Origin of the sequence: Telluria mixta (assembly GCF_029223865.1) — a bacterium.
GTDB lineage: Bacteria > Pseudomonadota > Gammaproteobacteria > Burkholderiales > Burkholderiaceae_D > Telluria > Telluria mixta.
The window spans coordinates 4,639,574-4,661,062 of the sequence record NZ_CP119520.1; the positions used below are offsets into that span (position 1 = coordinate 4,639,574).

A 21,489-nucleotide genomic window follows, 5' to 3' on the forward strand; every position below is an offset into this window, starting at 1 on the left:
GATACTAACCGACCCTCTTGTACCACGGCCGATCCCCCTCGATCGCCTGGTACGTGCCCGCATACGCATCCGACACCGCCAGCGGCCGGTCCAGGCACAGCACGCCGAAGCGCGCGAGGCTGTCGTGGAACAGCCGCAGCACCCTCTGGCGCAGCACGGGCCCGAAGTCGGACAGCGCGCCGCAGCACAGGATCGCCTGGAATTCGTTGAACGACGCATCCGTCACGAGGCTGTACTGCGACCACGTGATGCGCCGGCGCAGCTGCGGCTGCAGGCGCGCCTGGCCGTCGCGCACTTCGAAATACGTCGACAGCGCGGCATGGCCGCCGCTGGCCGCGTAGCGGGTCTGCGCCGCGTCCAGCTCGGCCACGGGCAGCCAGGCGTCCTGCATGTCGGCCACCAGTTCCTCGTTGGCGAGCGTCGCGTGGATGTCCAGCTTGCCCAGCACGCCTTCTTCCGCCAGCACGATGGCCAGGCCCCACGCTTCGCCGACCCCGGCGCATTCCGCCAGCCACACGCGCGGCACGGGCCACGCGCGCAGCGCCGGCGCCAGCACCGTACGCAGGCGTTGCGTGTGGCCCGTGTTCTCGAACAGGTCGACGGGTTGCGGCGCCAGCGTACGCAGCAGTGCGGACGCCGCGGCCGGGTGGTGCAAGACCTTTTCCTGCAGGCCGGACAGCGTGGCGGCACCATGCGCGCGCATGGCGTCGGCCAGCCGCCGGCGCAGGTAGGCCCGGTCGTAGCCACGGAACTCGTGGCCGAAGCGCTGGAACAGCGCCTCCAGCAGCAGCTCCGTCTCCAGTTCCTCGACGGCCAGCCCGGCCGCGAGGCCGGTCCAGGTACTTGATGCCGTGGTCATCAGTGCAACCACACCCGCATCATCGACAACAGCTGGGCCACGTCGACCGGCTTGGTGATGTAGTCGGACGCGCCCGCGGCGATGCACTTGTCGCGGTCACCCTTCATCGCCTTCGCGGTCAGCGTGATGATCGGCAGCGACTTGAATTTCGGGATGCGGCGGATGGCGCGCATCGTGTCGTAGCCGTCCATCTCCGGCATCATGATGTCCATGAGGACGATCTCGATGGTCGGATCCTTTTCCAGCACCTCGATGCCGTCGCGGCCGTTCTCGGCGAACAGCACCTGCATCTGCTGGCGCTCCAGCAGCGACGACAGCGCGAAGATGTTGCGCAGGTCATCGTCGACGATCAGCACCTTGCGTCCCGCGAGGCCGCCGTCCGCCGCGTGGATCTCTTCCAGCATGCGGCGCTGCGTTTCCGGCAGGCTGGCCTGCGAGCGGTGCAGGAACAGGGCCGTCTCGTCCAGCAGGCGTTCCGGCGAGCGCGCATCCTTGACGACGATGGTCTTGGCGTAGCGCTTCAACTTCGTGACCTCCTTGCGCGACAGTTCCTGCGCCGTGTAGATCACGATCGGCAGGTCGCGCAGGGCCTGCTGCTTGCCGATCTGGTCGAGCAGGTCGAAGCCGGAGATGTCGGGCAGGGTCAGGTCCAGCACCATGCAGTCGAAGTGCTGCTGCGCCAGCGCCTCCAGCGCCGTCTTGCCGTCTTCCGCCGTCACGATGCGCACGTCGGAATCGCCGATCAGGCCCACGATCGATTCGCGCTGGGCCATGTCGTCTTCCACGACGAGCAGGCTGCGTTTACCGCCCATCAGGAATTTCTGGATGCGCTTGAATTCCTCCTGCAGCATCTCGCGGCTCACGGGCTTGTTGATGTACGAGATGGCGCCCTGGCGCAGCGCGCGTTCGCGCTCGCGCAGCGACGACATCACGTGCACCGGGATATGGCGCGTGCTCGGGTCGCGTTTCAGGCGGTCGAGCACCGTGAAGCCGTCGATATCGGGCAGGTCGATGTCGAGCAGGATCGCGGACGGCAGGTAATCGCGCGCCAGCGACAGCGCGGAATCGCCGCGATGCGTGACGATGCCCTTGAAGTTCTTTTCGCGGGCGAATTCGAGCAGGGTCTTGGCGAAGCGCTCGTCGTCCTCGACGATCAGCACGGACGGGTCGCCCGGCACGATCAGGCCGCGGTCGTCCAGCATGGCCGCGTATTCGACCAGACTGCCGGACGGGTCGGGCAGGGTGACGCTGGTGACCGCTTCCGGCTCCGCTTCCAGCAGCATCGTCGGTGCCGGCAGGGCCGACGGTTGCGGCTGCGGCGGGGCGAGGCGTGCCGGTTGCGGCTGGCGGGTCTGTTCGTAGTTGATGAAGCCCGCGCGGTTGTACGGCAGGTACAGGGTGAACGTGGAACCGATGTTGACGGTGGACTCCACGCGGATTTCGCCGCCCAGCAGGCGCGCCAGTTCGCGCGAGATCGACAGGCCCAGGCCCGTGCCGCCGTACTTGCGGGCGGTGGAACCGTCGGCCTGCTGGAACGCTTCGAAGATCAGCTGCAGCTTGTCGGCCGGGATGCCCACGCCGGTATCGCGCACGGAGAACGCCAGCACGGCGTCCGCATGCAGCAGGTGCGGGTGGTCGGCCGTCCAGCCGCTCGTCACGAGGCTGATCGTCAGCGACACGTTGCCGTGGCTGGTGAACTTGAACGCGTTCGACAGCAGGTTCTTGAGGACCTGCTGCAGGCGCGTCGTGTCGGTCATGACGGCGGTCGGCAGGTTCTCCGCCAGCTCCACCGCGAAGCCCAGGTGCTTCGCCTCGGCCATGTGGCGGAACGTGCGGTCCACGTAGTTGCGCAGGTTCGAGAAGCGGTATTCCGACACGTCCAGCGTGACCGTACCCGACTCGATCTTCGACAGGTCGAGAATGTCGTTAATGAGCGTCAGCAGATCGGAGCCGGAGCCGTGGATCGTCTTCGCGAATTCCACCTGCTTGGACGACAGGTTGCCTTCCGGGTTGTCGGACAGCTGCTGCGCGAGGATCAGCAGCGAGTTCAAAGGCGTACGCAGCTCGTGCGACATATTGGCCAGGAACTCCGACTTGTACTTCGAGGACAGCGCCAGCTGGGTCGCCTTTTCTTCCAGCGCCAGCTTCGCCTGTTCCACCTCGCGGTTCTTGCGCTCCACCTCGATGTTCTGCTCGGACAGCAGGCGCGCCTTTTCCGCCAGTTCCTGGTTCGTTTGCTGCAGTTCCTGCGCCAGCGACTGCGACTGGGTCAGCAGCGATTCCGTGCGGCTGTTCGCCTCGATCGTGTTCAGCACGACGCCGATGGATTCCATCAGCTGGTCGAGGAAGGAGAGGTGGGTTTCGGTGAAGCGGTCCAGCGACGCGATCTCGATGACGGCCTTGACCTGCTGTTCGAACAGGATCGGCAGCACGACGATGTTGGTCGGCGGCGCGGAACCGAGGCCGGACGACACGACGATGTAGTCGCGCGGGACGTCCGTCAGCCAGATGCGGGTCTTCTCCAGCGCGCACTGGCCGACGAGGCCTTCGCCCGGCAGGAACGACGTCGGCAGTTTTCTGCTCGACCGGTAGCCGTACGACGCGATCATGCGCAGGCGCGCGTCGGCTTCCTGCGAATCCATCATGTAGAACACGCCGTGGTGCGCCGAGACCAGCGGTGCCAGCTCGGACAGGATCAGCTTCGTCACCGCCTGCAGGTCGCGCTGGCCCTGCAGCAGGCGGGTGAAGCGCGCCAGGTTGGTCTTCAGCCAGTCCTGCTGCGCGTTCTTCTGCGTCGTCTCCTTCAGGTTGCGGATCATCTCGTTGATGTTGTCCTTCAGGTAGGACACCTCGCCGCGCGCTTCCACCTGGATGGAACGCGAGAGGTCGCCACGCGTCACCGCCGTCGCCACTTCACCGATCGCGCGCATCTGGTTCGTCAGGTTTGCCGCAAGCTGGTTGACGTTCTCCGTCAAGTCCTTCCACGTACCCGCGACACCCGACACGTTCGCCTGGCCGCCCAGCTTGCCTTCCGTACCCACCTCGCGCGCCACGCGGGTCACTTCCGATGCGAACGAGGACAACTGGTCCACCATCACGTTGATGGTGTCCTTCAGTTCGAGAATCTCGCCCTTCACGTCCACGGTGATCTTCTTCGACAGGTCGCCGCGCGCCACGGCGGTGGTCACCGCCGCGATGTTACGCACCTGGCCCGTCAGGTTCGATGCCATGAAGTTCACGTTGTCGGTGAGGTCTTTCCAGGTACCGCCGACGCCCGGCACGTACGCCTGGCCGCCCAGCTTACCTTCCGTACCCACCTCACGCGCCACGCGGGTCACCTCCGATGCGAACGAGGACAGCTGGTCCACCATCACGTTGATGGTGTTCTTCAGTTCCAGAATCTCGCCCTTCACGTCCACCGTGATCTTCTTGGACAGGTCGCCGTTCGCCACGGCGGTCGTCACGTCCGCGATGTTACGCACCTGCGCCGTCAGGTTACCCGCCATCGAGTTCACGCCGTCCGTCAGGTCTTTCCACGTACCCGCGACGCCCGGCACGTTCGCCTGGCCGCCCAGCTTGCCCTCGGTACCCACTTCGCGGGCCACGCGCGTCACCTCGGACGCGAAGGAGTTCAGCTGGTCCACCATCACGTTGATGGTGTTCTTCAGTTCGAGGATCTCGCCCTTCACGTCCACCGTGATCTTCTTCGACAAGTCGCCGTTCGCCACGGCGGTCGTCACGTCCGCGATGTTACGCACCTGGCCCGTGAGGTTACCCGCCATCGAGTTCACGGAGTCGGTCAAGTCCTTCCACGTGCCCGCGACGCCTTTCACCATTGCCTGGCCGCCGAGTTTACCTTCCGTACCGACCTCCCTTGCGACGCGGGTCACCTCCGATGCGAACGAGGACAGCTGGTCCACCATCACGTTGATGGTGTTTTTAAGCTCGAGGATCTCGCCCTTCACGTCCACGGTAATCTTTTTACCGAGGTCGCCGTTCGCCACCGCGGTCGTCACCGCCGCGATGTTACGCACCTGGCCCGTGAGGTTGGACGCCATGAAGTTCACGTTGTCGGTCAAGTCCTTCCACGTGCCCGCGACGCCGGGCACGTAGGCCTGGCCGCCGAGCTTGCCTTCCGTACCGACCTCCCTCGCCACACGGGTCACCTCGGACGCGAAGGAGCGGAGCTGGTCCACCATCACGTTGATGGTGTCCTTCAGCTGCAGGATCTCGCCGCGCACGTCCACCGTGATCTTCTTCGACAAGTCGCCGTTCGCCACGGCGGTGGTCACCTCCGCGATGTTACGCACCTGCGACGTGAGGTTACCCGCCATCGAGTTCACGGAGTCCGTCAAGTCCTTCCACGTGCCCGCGACGCCCGGGACATATGCCTGGCCGCCCAGCTTACCTTCCGTACCGACTTCCCGCGCCACGCGCGTCACCTCGGACGAGAACGACGACAGCTGTTCCACCATCGTGTTCGCGGTGGTCGCCGCGCGCAGGTATTGGCCCTTCAGCGGGTGGCCGTCGACTTCCAGCGCCATCGTCTGCGACAGGTCGCCCTTCGCGACGGCGCCGATGACGCGCGCCATTTCCGTCGTCGGGCGCACGAGGTCGTCGATCAGCGTATTGACCGAGCTGATGATGGTCGACCAGCCGCCCACGACACCGGGCACGGAGGCGCGCTGCGTCAGGTGGCCTTCGCGGCCCACGACGCGCGACACTTCCGTGACCGCCTCGACCATCTTTTCCTTGGTCTCGATGATGTCGTTCAGGGTATCGGCGATCTTGCCGGACACGCCGGTCCAGTCGGACGGCATGCGTACCGAGAAGTCGCCTTTTTTCAGCGCCATCAGCGTGGACAGCAACAGCTTGACGTCGAGCTGTTCGGCCATGTCGGTCATGTTATTCATTGACTAGGAATCCTCGAAGAGAAAAGCGGAAGGGCTGGCGCGCATGGTTTTTAGACAACGCGCATTGTTAAATGCCAAGAAAACGCAACGATACACCCGCGTCCGGTCAAGTCAAGCATATGTATGTGCTTCTGGACAGGATTGTTACGAATCCACCATAAACTTGCATTTTTGAAATTTTAAATGGACAATTCGCGCGAGGATAATTGAAAATCGTAAAGACTGGCGCACGATTCGCTGGCGGGCCTTGTTCAAGATGTATCGGAACGACAACCGATCCCATATCCGAGCTCTGCCATAATGAATAAAACACCAATTTTTCGTGCTTTTTGGTTACAACTCAACTAGCATAGCGGGGTGTCATTACACCCTATTCAACAGCGCGAGGCATCCATGAAGACCGTCGATTTGGACGAGTTGTTACATACCGACACCGCGTCCGGTTGGGGCGAAGCGCTGTTCGCCCTTGGTCGCCACTATGGGTTCGAAAAGGTGTTGTTCGGCATGTCGGGCTCGCGCCATGCGCGGCTCGAGAACGCATTTATACAGAGCAATTACCCGACAAAATGGCGTGAACGCTATGACGCCGAGCGCTTCGCTTATGTCGATCCCGTCGTCAGCCACTGCCTCGCCACCACCTTGCCGCTGATCTGGCAGCCGGAGATCTTTCGCAGCCCGGCCCAGCGCGCCTTGTACGAAGAGGCGTGCACGTACGGCATCCGCGCCGGCGTGACGTTTCCGATCCATGGTCCGAACGGGGAGTTTGGGCTGCTGAGTTTTGCCGTCGACACGGCGGCGGATGGGGCATTCCTGCGCGACGTGTCGAGCATGCTGCCCGATCTGGCGCTGGTGCGGGATTATGCGTATGCGTCGGGCGTGCGTTTCTGCCCGCCGCCGTCGCAGGAGGCGGCGCCGCGCCTGACCCCGCGCGAGCTGGAAGTGCTCAACTGGGTCATGGTGGGCAAGTCGTCGTGGGAAATTTCAAAAATCACCGGCTGTTCCGAGGCGACGGTGAACTTCCATATGGGCAATATTCGCCAGAAGTTCAACGTCAACACCCGGCAACAGGCGGTCGTGAGGGCAATCTCGCTGGGATTGATTACCCCAGAAGATCACCATCGTTGAGCTTGCCGTTGACATAAAGTTTCAACAGCAGGGCGACCGGGGCCGGAATGGCCAGACCCGTTTCGAAGCGGCTGCCGCTGGATTGCGTGACGCCAAACCGGCCCCAGAATTTCTCCTGGCTCTCGCGTTTGCTGATCCGGTATTTCTTGAGATCGCTGATGGAGGGCGCCAGGGATGCGGGCGTTTTCATCATCAGGGTGCCTGTCGACGGTTCCCGCAGGCTTGCTTCGGTAACGAAATCATTAGCCATCGCCGCTCCTCCATGGAAAGATGTGTGAGAAACAAGTATTCCATGCAACATTCATTTAGCGTCCTAGCAACCCTGCTAGTTTCATATCGAATGTGCCAGTTGCGTTAGCTTGCTAACTGATGGTTACCGGCGAAACGGGTCATGTCCAGCGTTTTCTAAGTGCAATTACTTGAGTTTCCTCAAAAGAAAAGCATACGTCAGCGCCCACATCGTCGCCGTCTGCTCGTTGTTCGCCGCCCCTGCATGGCCGCCCTCCGTGTTTTCCCAGTACAGCACGTCGTGCCCCTGCTCGCGCATCCGCGCCGCCATCTTGCGCGCATGACCCGGGTGGACGCGGTCGTCGCGGGTGGACGTCGTGAACAGTACGCGCGGGTAGCGCTTGTCGGGTGATACGTTCTGGTAAGGCGAGTAGCGGGCGATGTAGTCCCACTCGTCGGGATCGTCCGGGTCGCCATACTCGCCGATCCACGACGCGCCGGCCAGCAGCTCGTGATAGCGGCGCATGTCCAGCAGCGGCACCTGGCAGGCGACGGCGCCGAACAGGTCCGGGCGCTGCGTCAATGCCGCGCCCACGAGCAGCCCGCCGTTGCTGCCGCCCATGATGCCGAGATGGGGCGGGGTCGTGATGCCGCGGCGGATGACGTCTTCGGCGACCGCGAGAAAATCGTCGAACGCCTTTTGCCGGTTTTCCTTCAGCGCCGCCTGGTGCCAGCGCGGCCCGAACTCGCCGCCGCCGCGGATGTTCGCCAGCACATACACGCCGCCCTGCGCGAGCCACGCCTCGCCCGTGGTGCCGCTGTAGAACGGCGTCAGCGACACTTCGAAGCCGCCGTAGCCGTACAACAGGGTCGGATGCGTGCCGTCCAGCGGCGCGTCCTTGCGCATCACGACGAAATACGGGACGTGCGTGCCGTCCGGCGACTGTGCCGTGAACTGGCTGACGGCATAGGGTGCCGCATCGAAGAACGCCGGCATCGACTTCAGCAGCTCGCGGCCGTCGCTCCCGGCCTCCATCAGATACAGGCTGCTCGGCGTGAGGAAGTCGGTCACGGTGAGAAAAACCTGGTCCGAGTCGTATTCGTCGACGGCGGAGACGTGCAGCGCCCCCATGCCCGGCGCCTCCACGTCGCGGCGCTGCCAGCGGCCGTCCACCTGCCGCCATTCCACGATCCGGTTCTTGACGTTGTCGAGTATCGTGAGGAACAGCGCGCCCCGCGTGGCCGCGATGCCGTCCAGCGACGTCGTCGGCGTCGGGTCGAACAGCACGTCGAAATCGCGGCTGCCGTCCAGGAAGCGGTCGAAGGGGATGGCAAGCAGGGCGCCCTGGGGCCAGGTGCGGTCCCCCACCGTCCAGTCCGAGCGCAGCTCGACGATGAACTGGTCGCGCAGTGCGAACGCGTTCGCGTCGAGCGGCTTCTCGATGGGCGTCAGGTGGCCGCTCGCTGGATCGCGCAGGAACAACTCGCTGCTGTAGAAATCGATCTGGCGCAGCACGAACTGGCGCTCGTAGCCGGGTGTCGGATCCTGCCAGGCCGAGACGGACAAGTCCTCTTCCTGCGCTGCGTAGACGAGCGTGGCGTCTTCCAGCGGCGTGCCGCGCCGCCACGCCTTGACGATGCGCGGGTAGCCGGATTCGGTCATGGAGCCGGGGCCGAAGTCGGTGGCGACGAACAGCGCGCCGGCGGCTATCCAGCCGGCGCTCGTCTTCGCTTCCGGCAAGGTGAAGCCGTCTTCGATGAACGCGAGCGTCGCCACGTCGAATTCGCGCACGACGTGGGCATCGCCGCCGCCGCGCGACAGCGAGACGAGGCAGCGCGTGCCGTGCGGTTCCAGGAACGTCACCCCGGCCCAGACCCAGTTTTCGTTTTCAAGGCGGGCGAGGGCGTCCAGGTCCAGCACCGTTTCCCAGGCGGGTTCCGGCTTGCGGTATTCATCCAGGGTCGTGCGGCGCCAGATGCCCCGCTCGTGGTCGGCGTCGCGCCAGAAGTTGTAGAAGCGGCCGGCGTGGTGGCCTGCATAGGGAATGCGGTCGCGCGAATCGAGGATCGTCTTCAGCCGCGTGCGCAGGGCCGCGTAGCCGGGAAGGGCGGTGAGTTCGCGTTCCGTTTCCGCATTGCGCTCGGCCACCCAGCCGAGCGCACGGTCGGAATCGACGTTTTCCAGCCACAGCCAGGGGTCGAGATGTCCGTTATCTGCTTCACGCATATGCATTCCTTATTGTTGAGCTCGCAATTTCGGTTCGATTCGGACATACTAACAAACATACAAAAATTTCCGCACGGAAATATGCCCAAGGCAGAAATCACGACGCGTAACACGGGAAAGACGGCCACGCTGTGGACCGGCGGGGTCGCGCTGGCCCTGCTCGTGGGCACCGGCCTGTACCTGGGCGCGGCCCGCACGGTCGACGTCGAGACGCAGGCGCGCTTCGACCACCTGGCACGCACCGGCCGCCAGCAGCTCGCCGGTGCCGTGCAGTCCTATGCGGACGTCGTGCGCGGCCTGGCCGGGCTGTTCCAGGCAAGCGGTACCGTCACGCGGCTGGAATTCCACCGCTACGTCCAGGCGCTGCGCGTGGCCGAGCACTATCCGGCGCTCGAATCGGTCAATTACGCCGCGTACGTGGAGGAGGGCGCGCGCGACGCGTTCGTCGCGGCCGTGCGCGCGGACCGCAGCCTCGATCCGGCCGGCTATCCCGATTTCGCCATCCGGCCCGGCGTGCGGCGTCCTTCCCACACCGTGCTGACCTACCTGGAGCCGTGGCTGCCGGAGAAGGCCGGGGCTGACCTGGCAGGCGGCGCGCCCGCCGTTGCGCAGGCCCTCGCACGGGCGCGCGACAGCGGCCGCATGGCGGCCTCCGGCAAGCCCATCGTGGTCGAGCACCCCGTGCGCCATCTCGGCCTGGGTCTGCGCATGCCCGTCTACCGCACGGACGGCCCCGTCCCGCCCGACGTCGAAGGCCGCCGCGCCGCGTATGCGGGCTCCGTCGGCATCGGCTTTTCCCTGCCTGCCCTCGTGCGCGGGGCCCTGCCGGGCGGCGATGCGCCCATGGCGCTGCAGCTGTACGCGGCGGCCGACAGCCGGGCGACCGGCCCGCTGCACGTGAACGATGCGGACAACCTGCTGTACGACGGCGCCGGCCCGGCGCTCGCCCACGCGGACGACCTGCTGGAAACCGTGCTGCCCGTGCGCTTCGACGACAACCTGTGGAAGGCCCGCTTCGTCGCCCGCCGCGCCGATCTCGTCGACGGTTTCGGCCGCGTATTCCCCTGGCTGGCCGGCGTGGGCGGCTTCGGCGCGACCCTTCTCGTCTATGCGCTGTTCCTCAACCTGGCCCGCTCGCGCAAGTCGGCCGTCGACCAGCGCCGGCTGCTCGACCTCGTGCTGGACAATGTCGACGCGTACGTCTACCTGAAGGACCGCGACCGCCGCTACCGCTACGTCAACGCGAAGATGGCCGCCGCCTGCGGCCTCCCCGCAAGCGACATCGTGGGCCGGCGCGACCGCGAGGTGATGCCGCCCGCGCAGGCCGACGCGCTGTGGGCGATCGACCAGCCCGTGCTGGAACTGGGCGAGAAACGCGCGGTGCAGAACACGTTCGCGGGCAGCGACGGCGTCGCGCGCGAGCTGTGGAGCGTGAAGGTGCCCGTGCGTTTCGCCGGCGATGGCGAAGTCGGGGCGGTGCTGTGCGTCTCGACCGACGTCACGGAACTGCACGCGCTGAAGGCCAGGGCCGACGCGGCCAGCCGCGCCAAGAGCGACTTCCTGTCCAACATGAGCCATGAAATCCGCACGCCGATGAACAGCATCATCGGCATGGCCTACCTGGCGGGCAAGCGCGCGGAGGAGCCGAAGCAGCGCGACTACCTGGGCAAGATCCAGCATTCGGCACAGCACCTGCTGGGCATCATCAACCACATCCTCGACTTTTCCAAGATCGAGGCCGGCAAGGTCGAGCTGGAACTGCGCGACTTCACGTTCGACGCGCTGAAGCGCAACGTCGAGAGCCAGCTGGGCGCGCAGGCGACGGCGCGCAGCCTCGAGCTCGCGTTCGACGTGGCGCCCGAGCTGAAATGGCCCGTCCGCGGCGATCCGCTGCGGCTGGAACAGGTGCTGCTGAACTTCGTCGGCAACGCCATCAAGTTTTCCGAGCACGGCACCATCCACGTCCGGGCCCGTGTCGAGCGGACCGTGGGCGCCGACGTGCTCGTGCGCTTCGATGTCGAGGACCAGGGCATCGGCATTGCGCCGGACGACCTGGCGCAGCTGTTCACGCCGTTCCACCAGGCCGACCCGTCGACGACGCGCGTCCACGGCGGCACGGGCCTGGGCCTCGTCATCAGCAAGCAGCTGGCGGAGCTGATGGGCGGCGAGGTCGGCGCGACGAGCGTGCCGGGGCAGGGCAGCACGTTCTGGTTCACGGCGCGCCTGCAGCCGCTGACGGCGCCACGCCCCGCAGCGCCGGCGCCGCAGGCCGAACCGGGAGCGCTGGCGGGCTGCACGATCCTGCTCGTCGAGGACAATGCATTCAACCAGCTGGTGGCGCGCGAGCTGCTCGAGGATGCCGGCGCGCGGGTCGTCGTCGCGGACGACGGTGCCCAGGCGCTGGACCGGCTGGCCGAAGGGCCTGTCGACTGCGTCCTGATGGACGTGCAGATGCCCGTGATGGACGGCTACGAAGCGACGCGCCGCATCCGCGCGGATGCACGGCTGGCCGGCCTGAAAGTGATCGCGATGACGGCGAACGCGGGAATCGAGGACCAGGCCCGGTGCCTGGCGGCCGGCATGGATGAATTCCTGACGAAGCCGGCGGCGCCCGAGACGCTGATCGCGACGATCGCGCGCGCACTCGGCCGCAAGGGCACGCAACAGCAGCGCCGACCGGACATGCTGGACACCCCCAGGACGGACACGCTGCTCGACCTGGGCGTGCTGTCCGACGCGTTCGGCGGCCAGCCCGAGCGCATGCGCAAATACGCCTTCCTGTTCCTGGACGCTGCCCGCGACGGCATGCACGAGATCGACCGCGCGCTGGTGGCGCAGGAACCGGCCCGGGCGGCGGCGGTGGCGCACCGGCTGAAATCGGAGGCGCGCACGGTCGGCGCACTGGGCTTCAGCGATGTGTGCGCCGATCTGGAACGCCAGGTCGAGCCGGGCGCGCTGGGCCAGGCACGCACCCTGGCGGCCCGGCTGCGCGGCCTGCTGCCGCGGCTGGAACGCCACATCCTCGCCGAACTGGGCGCGCGCCAGCAGGATCACCAGGTCTAGATACCCGCCAGCTCTACCGCCGGCCGCCCGGAAGTAGTATGCTGCGCGAGTCTCTTCGCCACGTCCCGCCATGCCATCCCCGATCCGTCCCGGCCTCCTCATCCTCCACGGCAACCAGATGGAGCTGTTGCGTGCTGCCGTCTTCGACTGGCTGCGCGACAATCCGCTCGGTCCGCTGGAAGAAGAGATCATGCTCGTCCAGTCCAACGGCGTCGCCGAGTGGCTCAAGATCGCGTTGGCGGAAGAGCTGGGCGTGTGCGCGGCCACGCGCGTGGCGCTGCCGGCGCGCTTCCAGTGGGAGGCGTACCGCGGCATGCTGGGCCCGGAACGGGTGCCGCGCCGCTCGCCGTTCGACAAGGACGCGCTCACGTGGCGCCTCATGCGCCTGCTGCCCGAGCTGCTGCAGAAGGATAAGTTCGAACCGCTGCGTCATTTTCTCTCCGACGGCGACGCCGAGCGCCGCCTGCAGCTGGCCGAGCGCCTCGCCGATCTGTACGACCAGTACCAGGTCTACCGCGCCGACTGGCTCACGGATTGGGCCGAGGACCGCGACCAGTTGCGCCGTCCGGGCGGCGATCCCATCCCGCTGGCGCCGGACCAGTGCTGGCAGGCGCAGCTCTGGCGCGAGATCCACGCGAGCCTGCCGCCGGAGCGGCGCTGGTCGGGCCGCGCGACGATCCACCAGCAATTCATGGCGGCGGTACTGGAAGACCGCGAACCCGTGCTGCGCCTGCCGCGCCGCGTGATCCTGTTCGGCATGTCGACCCTGCCGTACCAGACGATCCAGGCGATGGCGGGCCTGTCGCGCCACACGCAGGTGCTGCTGGCCGTGCCGAACCCGTGCCAGTTCTACTGGGGCGACATCATCGAAGGCCGCGAACTGCTGCGTGCCGCGTACAAGCGGCAGCAGCACCGCAACGGCAGCGACCTGTCCGAGATCCCCGTCGAGCAGCTGCATGCGCACAGCCACCCGCTGCTCGCGAGCTGGGGGCGGCAGGGCCGCGACTTCGTGCGCATGCTCGACGAATTCGACAACGGCGAGGGCGCGCAATTCGGCAACCTGCGCATCGACCTGTTTTCCGACGACGAGCCCGAGACTCTGCTGGGCCAGGTGCAGGCGGCCGTGCGCGACCTGCTGCCGCTGTCCGAGCACCCGCATACGCCGCCGCCGCTTGACGACCGGTCGATCGAATTCCACATCGCCCACAGCGCGCAGCGCGAAGTGGAGGTGCTGCACGACCAGCTGCTGTCGTGGTTCGCGCAAGAGACAGATGATCCGCTGCGTCCGCGCGACGTCGTCGTGATGGTGCCGGACATCGAAACCTTCTCGGCCGCCGTCCACGCCGTGTTCGACCAGCAGAAGCGCAGCGACCCGCGCTACATCCCGTTCGAGATCGGCGACGTGAAGGACCGCAGCGTGAACCCGCTGCTGGTCGCGCTGGAATGGCTGCTGCGCCTGCCGCAGCAGCGCTGCCGCCAGAGCGAGGTGCGCGACCTGCTCGACGTGCCCGCGCTGGCCGGCCGCTTCGGCCTGGAAGAAGCCGATTTGCCCATCCTCGGCCACTGGATCGAGGGCGCCAGCGTGCGCTGGGGCCTGGACCAGCGCCACCGCGCGGGACTCGGCCTCGGCTCGGCCGGCGAACAGAATTCCTGGCTGTTCGGCGTGCGCCGCATGCTGCTCGGCTACGCGACCGGCCACGGCGCGAGCTTCCGCGACATCGAACCGTATCCGGAAGTGGGCGGCCTCGACGCCGCGCTGGCGGGCTCGCTGGCGGAACTGGTCGAAGCGTTGCTCGCGTGGCGCGAAGACCTCGACCGCGTCCAGACGCCGATGAAGTGGGGCGATTGCGCCCGCGCGCTGCTGGCAAGGTTCTTCCGCGCGACGAACGAGGAAGACCGCCTGATGCTGCACCAGCTGGAAGAAGCGCTGCAATGCTGGCTGGAGATCTGCGAGAACGCGCTGTTCGACGAACCCGTGTCGCTCGCCGTGATGCGCGAGGCGTGGCTCGGCCAGCTGGACCAGCCGGCGCTGTCGCACCAGTTCGTGTCGGGCGGCGTCACGTTCTGCACCCTGATGCCGATGCGCGCCGTGCCGTTCCGCGTCGTCTGCCTGCTCGGCATGAACGACGGCGACTTCCCGCGCCGCGGCCACCAGTCCGACTTCGACCTGCTGGCGCTGCCGGGCCTGTCCCGCCCGGGCGACCGCTCGCGCCGCGACGACGACCGCTACCTGATGCTGGAAGCGGTACTGGCCGCGCGCGACAAGCTGTACGTGAGCTGGGTGGGCCGCAACGTACGCGACAACACGGAGCAGCCGGCGTCCGTGCTCGTGTCGCAGCTGCGCGATTACCTGGCCGCCGGCTGGGACCTCGACCTGGCCGAACGCACCACCGTGCACGCGCTGCAGCCGTTCTCGCGCCGCTACTTCGAGCGGGGCGGCCTGCTCACGTATGCGGGCGAGTGGCGGTCGGCGCACGGCGCCGACGCAGCGCACGGCGCCGAGACCGCAGGCGTCGGCGACGCGCTTGATTCCGATCCTTTGCCGCCGTTCGAACTGGATGCCGACTACCGCCTCACCCTGGGCGAAGTGGCGAGCTTCCTGCGCCAGCCCGCGCGCTTCTTCTTCCGCCGCCGCCTCGGCGTGACGTTCGCGGACCTGGAAGTCGTCGGCGAGGACGAGGAACCGTTCTCGCTCGACGCGCTCGACCGCTACTTCCTGGAAGACACGCTGCTCGACGACAGCGGCACGCCGGAAGCGCCGCACGAGGTCCGCCACGTGCTGGAGACGCGCGCGGCGCGGCTCGCGCGCGAAGGCGTGCTGCCCATCGGTCTCGTGGGCCGGCAATGGCAGCAGCAGCTCGTCGACGACCTCGTGCCGGTGCGCCGCGCGTGGCTCGCAGCCGGCGCGCGCTATCCGAAACCGGCGCCGAAACTCGTCGTCAGCGCCCTCGTGGGCGGCGTACGCATCGAGGACTGGATCGACCGCCTGCGCAGCAACGACGAGGACACCGTGTGGCTGCTGCAGATGTCGTCCAAGGTGCTGGACCGCAAGGGCGAGCCCCGTGGCGACAAACTGATCGGCCCGTGGCTGCGCCAGCTGGCCGCCGCCGCGATGGGCGAGCGCGTGGGCGGGGTGCTCGTCGCGCGCGACGCCAGCCTCGCGATGGCGCCGCTGGAGCGTGGCCAGGCGCTCGCGCAACTGGAGACGCTGGTGGCGCTGTGGCGTTCGAACCTCGACCGGCCGCTGCCCGTTGCCTGCAAGACGGCGCTGGCCCACTTCTCCGGCGGCGATGCGCGCGAGACGTATGACGGCGGCTTCGAGATCGACGGCGAAGTGACGGACCCGTGCCTCGCGCGCCTGTGGCCCGAGTTCGCGCTGCTGCGCGCGGCCGGCGGCTGGCCGCTCGTGGCGGAGGCGTTGTACGGTCCTCTCGTCGCCTGGCTGAAGGACAGCGTGACCGTGACCCGCTTCGAGGGAGGCGAGGCATGAGCCAGCTCCTCGACGCACTGAGTTTCCCGCTGCACGGCTCGCGCCTCATCGAGGCCAGCGCGGGCACCGGCAAGACGTGGACCATCGCCGCGCTGTACCTGCGCCTCGTGCTGGGCCACGGCGGCGACAGCGGGTTTACCCGTCCGCTGATGCCGCCCGAGATCCTCGTCATGACCTTCACGCGCGCCGCCACGCGTGAACTGTCGAACCGCGTACGCGAGCGTCTCGTGCAGGCGGCGGCATGCTTCCGTGGCGAGATCGAGCCGGACGATCCCTATCTGGAAGCGCTGGCCGACGCGTACGACGACGAAGCGTCCCGGCTCGTGGCTGCGCACAGGCTGGTCCTCGCGGCCGAGACGATGGACGAGGCGGCGATCTTCACCATCGACGCGTGGTGCCAGCGCATGCTGCGCGAGCACGCGTTCGACAGCGGCAGCCTGTTCGACGAAGAACTCGTCAGCGACGAGCGCGCGCTGTTCGAAGATGCGGCGCACGATTACTGGCGGCAGCACGTGTACCCGCTGTCCGGCGCGGCGCTGTCGAGCCTCCTGTCCTGCTGGAGCGACGTCGACGCGCTGAAACGCTCCGTGCGCGAGTTGGTGCAGCGCGCCGGCCGCATCGACGACCTGAGAGACCGGCCGCTGGGCGCCGTCATCGCCGACGCCGAACGCGAGCAGCGCGATGCGTTGAAGCGGCTGAAGGAAGGCTGGCATGCGCGCGCGGATGCGATGGAGTCGTGGATCGCGGCGCAGCGGAGCGTGAATCCGAAGGCCTTCAACGGCAACAAGATGCGCCCCGACTCGCTCGCCAAGGGTTTCGATGCGTTGCGCCATTGGGCTGACGATCCGCAAGCCCACTATCCGCAACTAACCGACGCCTTGTGGGGGCGACTCACCCCCGACGGCATCCTCGATGCGTTCAGCAAGGATTACAGCGCGCCGATTCCCGAGTGCTTCGAGCACACTTCGGCGCTCAAGGAAGGACTCGATGCGATTGCGCCGGTAGCCCACGCGCTGCTGCGCCACGCCGCCTGCGCCATCGCGCACCGCATGGCGGAATTGAAGCGCCGCAACCACCAGTTCGGCTTCGCCGACATGCTGGTGCGCCTGAAGGATGCGCTGGAGGGACCGAACGGCGAGGCGCTGCGCCGCCGTATCCTCGACCAGTATCCGGTGGCGATGGTCGACGAATTCCAGGACACGTCGCCCGACCAGTACCGCATCTTCGATTTGCTGTACCGCGTGGCCGACAACGACCCCGCGCGCGGCCTGTTCCTCATCGGCGACCCGAAGCAGTCGATCTACGGCTTCCGCGGCGCGGACATCCACAGCTACCTGTCGGCCCGCCGGGCCACGCACGGCCGCCACTACCAGCTGGGCACGAACTACCGCTCGACGCGCCAGCTCGTCGCCGCCGTCAACCAGCTGTTCCGCCACGCGGAAGGGAATTACGCGGCCGGCGCGTTCCGCTTCCGCAAGGGCGAGGAGAATCCGCTGCCGTTCGACGCGGTCGACGCGGCGGGACGCAAGCAGCAACTGGTGGGCGTCGAGGGCCCGTTCCAGGCGCTGGCCGTGGGCGTCGCGGAGGTCGAGGACCTGCGCGCGGACGATTACCGGGAGTTCTTCGCCCAGCACTGCGCGGAGCACATCGTCCGGCTGCTGAACGATCCACGCGCCGGCTTCGCGGACGATGTCGGCCGCTTTACCCGGTTGATGCCCGCCGATATCGCGATCCTCGTGCGCGACCGGCGCGAGGCGGCGGCCGTCCGGCGCGCGCTCGTGCAACGGAAAGTCGCGAGCGTGTACCTGTCCGACCAGGATTCCGTGGTGGAGAGCGACGAGGCGCGCGACGTGCTGCGCTGGCTGCAGGCGGTGGCGAACCCGCTCGACGTCACGCTTGCGCGTGCCGCGTTCGCGACGGCGACGTGCGCGCTGCCGCTGGCGGAACTGGCGCAGCTCGCGAGCGACGAACTGGCGTGGGAAGTCCGCGTCGAGCAACTGAAATCGCTGCACCAGTCGTGGCAGCGGCAGGGCGTGCTCGCGATGCTGCGCCGCTTCATCCACGAACTGGGCCTGCCCGCCAAGCTGCTGGCGGCGCCGGGCGGCGAGCGGCGCCTGACGAATCTGCTGCACCTCGCGGAACTGCTGCAGGAAGCGAGCCGCGAGCTGGACGGCGAACAGGCGCTGATCCGCTGGTTCGCCGAACAGGCCGAAGGCATGGGAGACGGCGGCGACGAACGCGTGCTGCGGCTGGAGTCGGATGCGGAGCTCGTCAAGGTCGTCACGGTGCACAAGTCGAAAGGCCTGGAATATCCGCTCGTGTACCTGCCGTTCGCCGTCACCGCGCGCAAGACGGACCGTCGCAACCGCGCATTCTTCGAATACGTGGAAGAGGATGGCGAGCGCCGTATCGACCTGGCGCTGTCCGACGCGGCCATGGAGGCCGTCGACCGTGCGCGCCTGGAAGAGGACCTGCGCCTGCTGTATGTGGCATTGACGCGGGCGCGCCATTTCCTGTGGCTCGGTGTCGCGGCCGTCGCGGCGCGCAAGAAGGGCGAGAACCAGCTGCACGAATCGGCACTGGGCTACCTGTTGACGGGCGGCACGCCCGTGCCCGCGGCTGCCGTGCGCGAGCGCTGGGAACACCTGCGGGGCGATGTCGACGGTATCGAATTGCATGCGCTGGCCAGCCCGGACGGCTGCACGCTGTTGCGCCGGCAGGACGTGCGGCCGGAACTCGTGGAGCCGCCCCGCTTCGAGGCGCGCTTCGAGCGCAACTGGGCCGTGGGTTCGTTCACGTCGCTCACAAAAAACACGGTGGCCGTCGCGCCGCCCACGCGGCCGCAGGAAGAAAACCTGCTGGAAGAGGAAGACCCGGGCATCGTGCCTGTCACGCACAGCGAGGACGCGCCGTGGCACCGCTTCCCGCGCGGCGCCGGTCCCGGGAACTTCCTGCACGAGCAACTGGAATGGATGGCGCAGGAGGGCTTCGGCCAGGTCGACGACGAACAATTCCGCTTGCGTCTGGCACAGCGTATCCAGCGTGCCGGCTGGGGCAACCGTCTCGACGACGCGCTGGCCTGGCTGCGTATGATCGCCGTCACGCCGCTGCCTCCGGTCGGCTGCGCGCTGGCGGACATCGACGCGCCGCTGGCCGAGATGGAATTCTGGTTCCCGAGCCGCCAGCTGGACGTGGCCGCGCTCGACCGCCTGTGCCGCCAGCGCATGCTGGGGAACACGCCGCGTCCGATCCTGCCGGAGCGCCAGCTGCACGGCATGCTGAAGGGTTTTACGGACCTCGTGTTCGAATGCCACGGCCGCTACTGGGTGCTGGACTACAAATCGAATGCGCTGGGGCCGGGCGACACCGCGTACACCCAGGCCGCGATGGCGGCCGGCATGGCCGAGCACCGTTACGACATCCAGGGCGCCATCTACATGCTGGCCGTGCACCGCCTGCTGCGCGCACGCCTCGGGGCCGATTATTCGCCGCAAGAGCACCTGGGCGGCGCCGTGTTCCTGTTCCTGCGCGGGATCGGCAACCCGGCCACGCACGGCTGCTACCTGATCGAGCCGGACGTGGAACTGCTGGACGGCCTGGATCGCCTGCTGGGAAGGGAGCCGCATGAAGCCTGATGCGACCGGGGATACGACTACGTTCTGGGCCGAGGTCGAACGCCTGACGGAAGCGGGCGAACTGCGCCGGCTGTCCGGCGTATTCGCGCGCTTCGTCGCGAGCCTGGGCGATGGCGCATGCGCCAGATCGACGCCGTTGCTGCTCGCGTCCCTTGTGCTGTCCGAACTGGAAGGGCGAGGCCATAGCTGCCTGATGCTGGACGACCTGGTGGGCGATCCGGCCGCGCTGCTCGGCTGGGCCGACGAGGACTGGAAGGCGTTGGCGAAGGCGGCCAAGCCGCTGCCGCGCGGCGTGAAGGGGTGGATGTCTCAGCTGGCCGGGTGCGAGCAGGTGTGGCGCGTGGGCGACCTCGATTACGACCAGCCGCTCGTGCTGGACGACACGCGGCTCTACCTGCGCCGCTACTGGCGCGACGAGACCCTGGTCGCCACGTGCGTGCGCATGCGCGCGCAGGAACGCCGCGACGTCGACATCGAGCAGGCGCACACGTGGCTGGAAGCCCTGTTCGGCGCCCAGCGCGCGGGCGAATCGCCCGACTGGCAGCGCATCGCGTGCGCCGTCGCGCTGCGCGGCGCGTTCGCCATCATCACGGGCGGCCCGGGCACGGGCAAGACGTACACGGTGGCGCGCCTGCTGGCGCTGTTGTTCGCGACGGCGCCGGACGCCGCGCGCCAGCGCATCGCGCTCGCCGCCCCGACAGGCAAGGCCGCGGCGCGCCTGAAGCAGTCGATCGACAAGGCGCTGACCGACCTGGCCGACCGCGTGGGCGGCGCCTTGCCGCTGCGCGAACTGACGGCGCGCATGGGCGCCGCGCGCACGCTGCACAGTCTCCTTGGGGCGCGCCCGGACACGCGCAGCTTCGCGCACCACCGCGGCAACCCGCTCGACGTGGACGTGCTGATCGTCGACGAAGCGTCGATGGTGCACCTGGAGATGATGGCGTCGCTGCTGGACGCGCTGCCCGCGGGCGCCACCTTGATCCTGCTGGGCGACAAGGATCAATTGGCGTCGGTGGAAGCGGGCGCCGTGCTGGGGGACCTGTGCCACGACGCGCAGGCCGGCCGCTACGATGCGGAGACGCTGGCGTACGTGCAGGCCGCGAGCGGCGAGACGATCCCGGCCGGGTATGAGGGCCAGGGCGGCCCGCTCGCCCAGCAGACCGTGATGCTGCGCCACAGCCGCCGCTTCGGCGGTCCGATCGGCAAGCTGGCGCTGGCCGTCAACGCGGGCGACGTCGACGGCGCGGCCGCGGCGCTGCGTGCGCCCGACGCGGCCGGCGTGCTGCGCTGGATCGATCACGCGCACCAGCACCACGTGATCCAGCTGGCGAACGAGGGTTATCGCCCGTATCTCGAACTGCTGCGTGCAGGTAGCGGCAGTCACGCGAACCACGAGGAGTGGGTGCGCGCCGTGCTGCAGCGCTTCGAAGCGTTCCGCGTGCTGTGCGCGGTGCGCGAAGGCGAGTGGGGCGTCGAAGGCCTGAACGAGGCGATCGAACTGCGTCTCGCGCACGCCGGCCTGATCGTGCGCAGCGACTGGTACGTGGGCCGCCCCGTCATGGTCACCCGCAACGACTACCCGACGGGCACGTTCAACGGCGACATCGGCCTCGCACTGCCGGATCCGGCCCGTCCCGGTTCGCTGCGCGTGTGGTTCCTGGAAGGCGACAACGTGCGCAGCGTGCTGGCCACGCGCCTGCGCCACGTGGAGACGGCGTATGCGATGACGGTCCACAAATCGCAGGGCTCCGAGTTCGCGCACACGGTGCTGGCCCTGCCGAAAGAGGGGGGCGCCGTGCTGGCGCGCGAGCTAGTCTATACGGGCATCACGCGCGCCAGCCGCCAGTTCACGTTGACGACGCCGGCGCCGGCCGTGCTCGGCGAGGCGATCCTGCGGCGCACGCACCGGGCCAGCGGGCTCCGGGGGATGATCGAACAATAGGGAGGTG

The 21,489-nt window shown here is 67.6% G+C and carries 9 protein-coding genes; 5 read left to right on the forward strand and 4 right to left on the reverse strand.

Going from position 1 to position 21,489, the window contains the following annotated elements:
* Positions 1–4 precede the first annotated feature (4 nt).
* Entirely contained in the window at positions 5–859 is an 855-nt protein-coding gene (locus tag P0M04_RS20750; RefSeq protein ID WP_259447224.1) for a CheR family methyltransferase, read from the reverse strand.
* Entirely contained in the window at positions 859–5,772 is a 4,914-nt protein-coding gene (locus P0M04_RS20755; protein WP_259447223.1) for a response regulator, read from the reverse strand. The genes P0M04_RS20750 and P0M04_RS20755 overlap by 1 nt, the downstream gene beginning before the upstream one ends.
* Positions 5,773–6,165: 393 nt before the next feature.
* Here P0M04_RS20755 and P0M04_RS20760 point away from each other — a divergent pair, with 393 nt between their 5' ends.
* Positions 6,166–6,897: a helix-turn-helix transcriptional regulator gene (locus P0M04_RS20760; RefSeq protein ID WP_259447222.1), complete on the forward strand. Its 732-nt coding sequence runs from the start codon at positions 6,166–6,168 to the stop codon at positions 6,895–6,897.
* Here P0M04_RS20760 and P0M04_RS20765 read toward each other — a convergent pair.
* Both P0M04_RS20765 and P0M04_RS20770 read right to left on the reverse strand, forming a co-directional pair.
* Positions 6,872–7,147 (reverse strand): helix-turn-helix domain-containing protein, encoded by a 276-nt coding sequence (locus tag P0M04_RS20765; protein ID WP_281042057.1) that lies wholly within the window; start codon positions 7,145–7,147, stop codon positions 6,872–6,874. The two genes, P0M04_RS20760 and P0M04_RS20765, sit on opposite strands and share 26 nt — an antisense overlap.
* Positions 7,148–7,312: 165 nt before the next feature.
* Entirely contained in the window at positions 7,313–9,352 is a 2,040-nt protein-coding gene (locus tag P0M04_RS20770; protein WP_259447221.1) for a prolyl oligopeptidase family serine peptidase, read from the reverse strand.
* An 81-nt stretch (positions 9,353–9,433) separates the two neighbouring features.
* Between P0M04_RS20770 and P0M04_RS20775 the strand changes: the two genes are divergently transcribed.
* From P0M04_RS20775 to recD, 4 genes are all read left to right on the forward strand, one after another.
* A complete protein-coding gene (locus P0M04_RS20775) occupies positions 9,434–12,415 on the forward strand; it encodes a CHASE domain-containing hybrid sensor histidine kinase/response regulator family protein (RefSeq protein WP_259447220.1) in 2,982 nt (993 codons plus the stop codon).
* A 70-nt stretch (positions 12,416–12,485) separates the two neighbouring features.
* Positions 12,486–15,905: an exodeoxyribonuclease V subunit gamma gene (gene recC, locus P0M04_RS20780; protein WP_259447219.1), complete on the forward strand. Its 3,420-nt coding sequence runs from the start codon at positions 12,486–12,488 to the stop codon at positions 15,903–15,905.
* Positions 15,902–19,540, forward strand: coding sequence for an exodeoxyribonuclease V subunit beta (gene recB, locus P0M04_RS20785; protein WP_259447218.1), 3,639 nt, complete (start codon positions 15,902–15,904; stop codon positions 19,538–19,540). The genes recC and recB overlap by 4 nt, the downstream gene beginning before the upstream one ends.
* Complete coding sequence (gene recD / locus P0M04_RS20790; RefSeq protein WP_259447217.1) at positions 19,530–21,482, forward strand: exodeoxyribonuclease V subunit alpha; 1,953 nt, start codon at positions 19,530–19,532, stop codon at positions 21,480–21,482. Before recB ends, recD begins: the two co-directional genes overlap by 11 nt.
* Positions 21,483–21,489: the final 7 nt, after the last annotated feature.

Coding starts and splice junctions, on each gene's coding strand:
- P0M04_RS20750 (WP_259447224.1), bottom strand. CDS start 859: ATGACCACGGCATCAAGTACCTGGACCGGCCTCGCGGCCGGGCTGGCC.
- P0M04_RS20755 (WP_259447223.1), bottom strand. CDS start 5,772: ATGAATAACATGACCGACATGGCCGAACAGCTCGACGTCAAGCTGTTG.
- P0M04_RS20760 (WP_259447222.1), top strand. CDS start 6,166: ATGAAGACCGTCGATTTGGACGAGTTGTTACATACCGACACCGCGTCC.
- P0M04_RS20765 (WP_281042057.1), bottom strand. CDS start 7,147: ATGGCTAATGATTTCGTTACCGAAGCAAGCCTGCGGGAACCGTCGACA.
- P0M04_RS20770 (WP_259447221.1), bottom strand. CDS start 9,352: ATGCGTGAAGCAGATAACGGACATCTCGACCCCTGGCTGTGGCTGGAA.
- P0M04_RS20775 (WP_259447220.1), top strand. CDS start 9,434: ATGCCCAAGGCAGAAATCACGACGCGTAACACGGGAAAGACGGCCACG.
- recC (WP_259447219.1), top strand. CDS start 12,486: ATGCCATCCCCGATCCGTCCCGGCCTCCTCATCCTCCACGGCAACCAG.
- recB (WP_259447218.1), top strand. CDS start 15,902: ATGAGCCAGCTCCTCGACGCACTGAGTTTCCCGCTGCACGGCTCGCGC.
- recD (WP_259447217.1), top strand. CDS start 19,530: ATGAAGCCTGATGCGACCGGGGATACGACTACGTTCTGGGCCGAGGTC.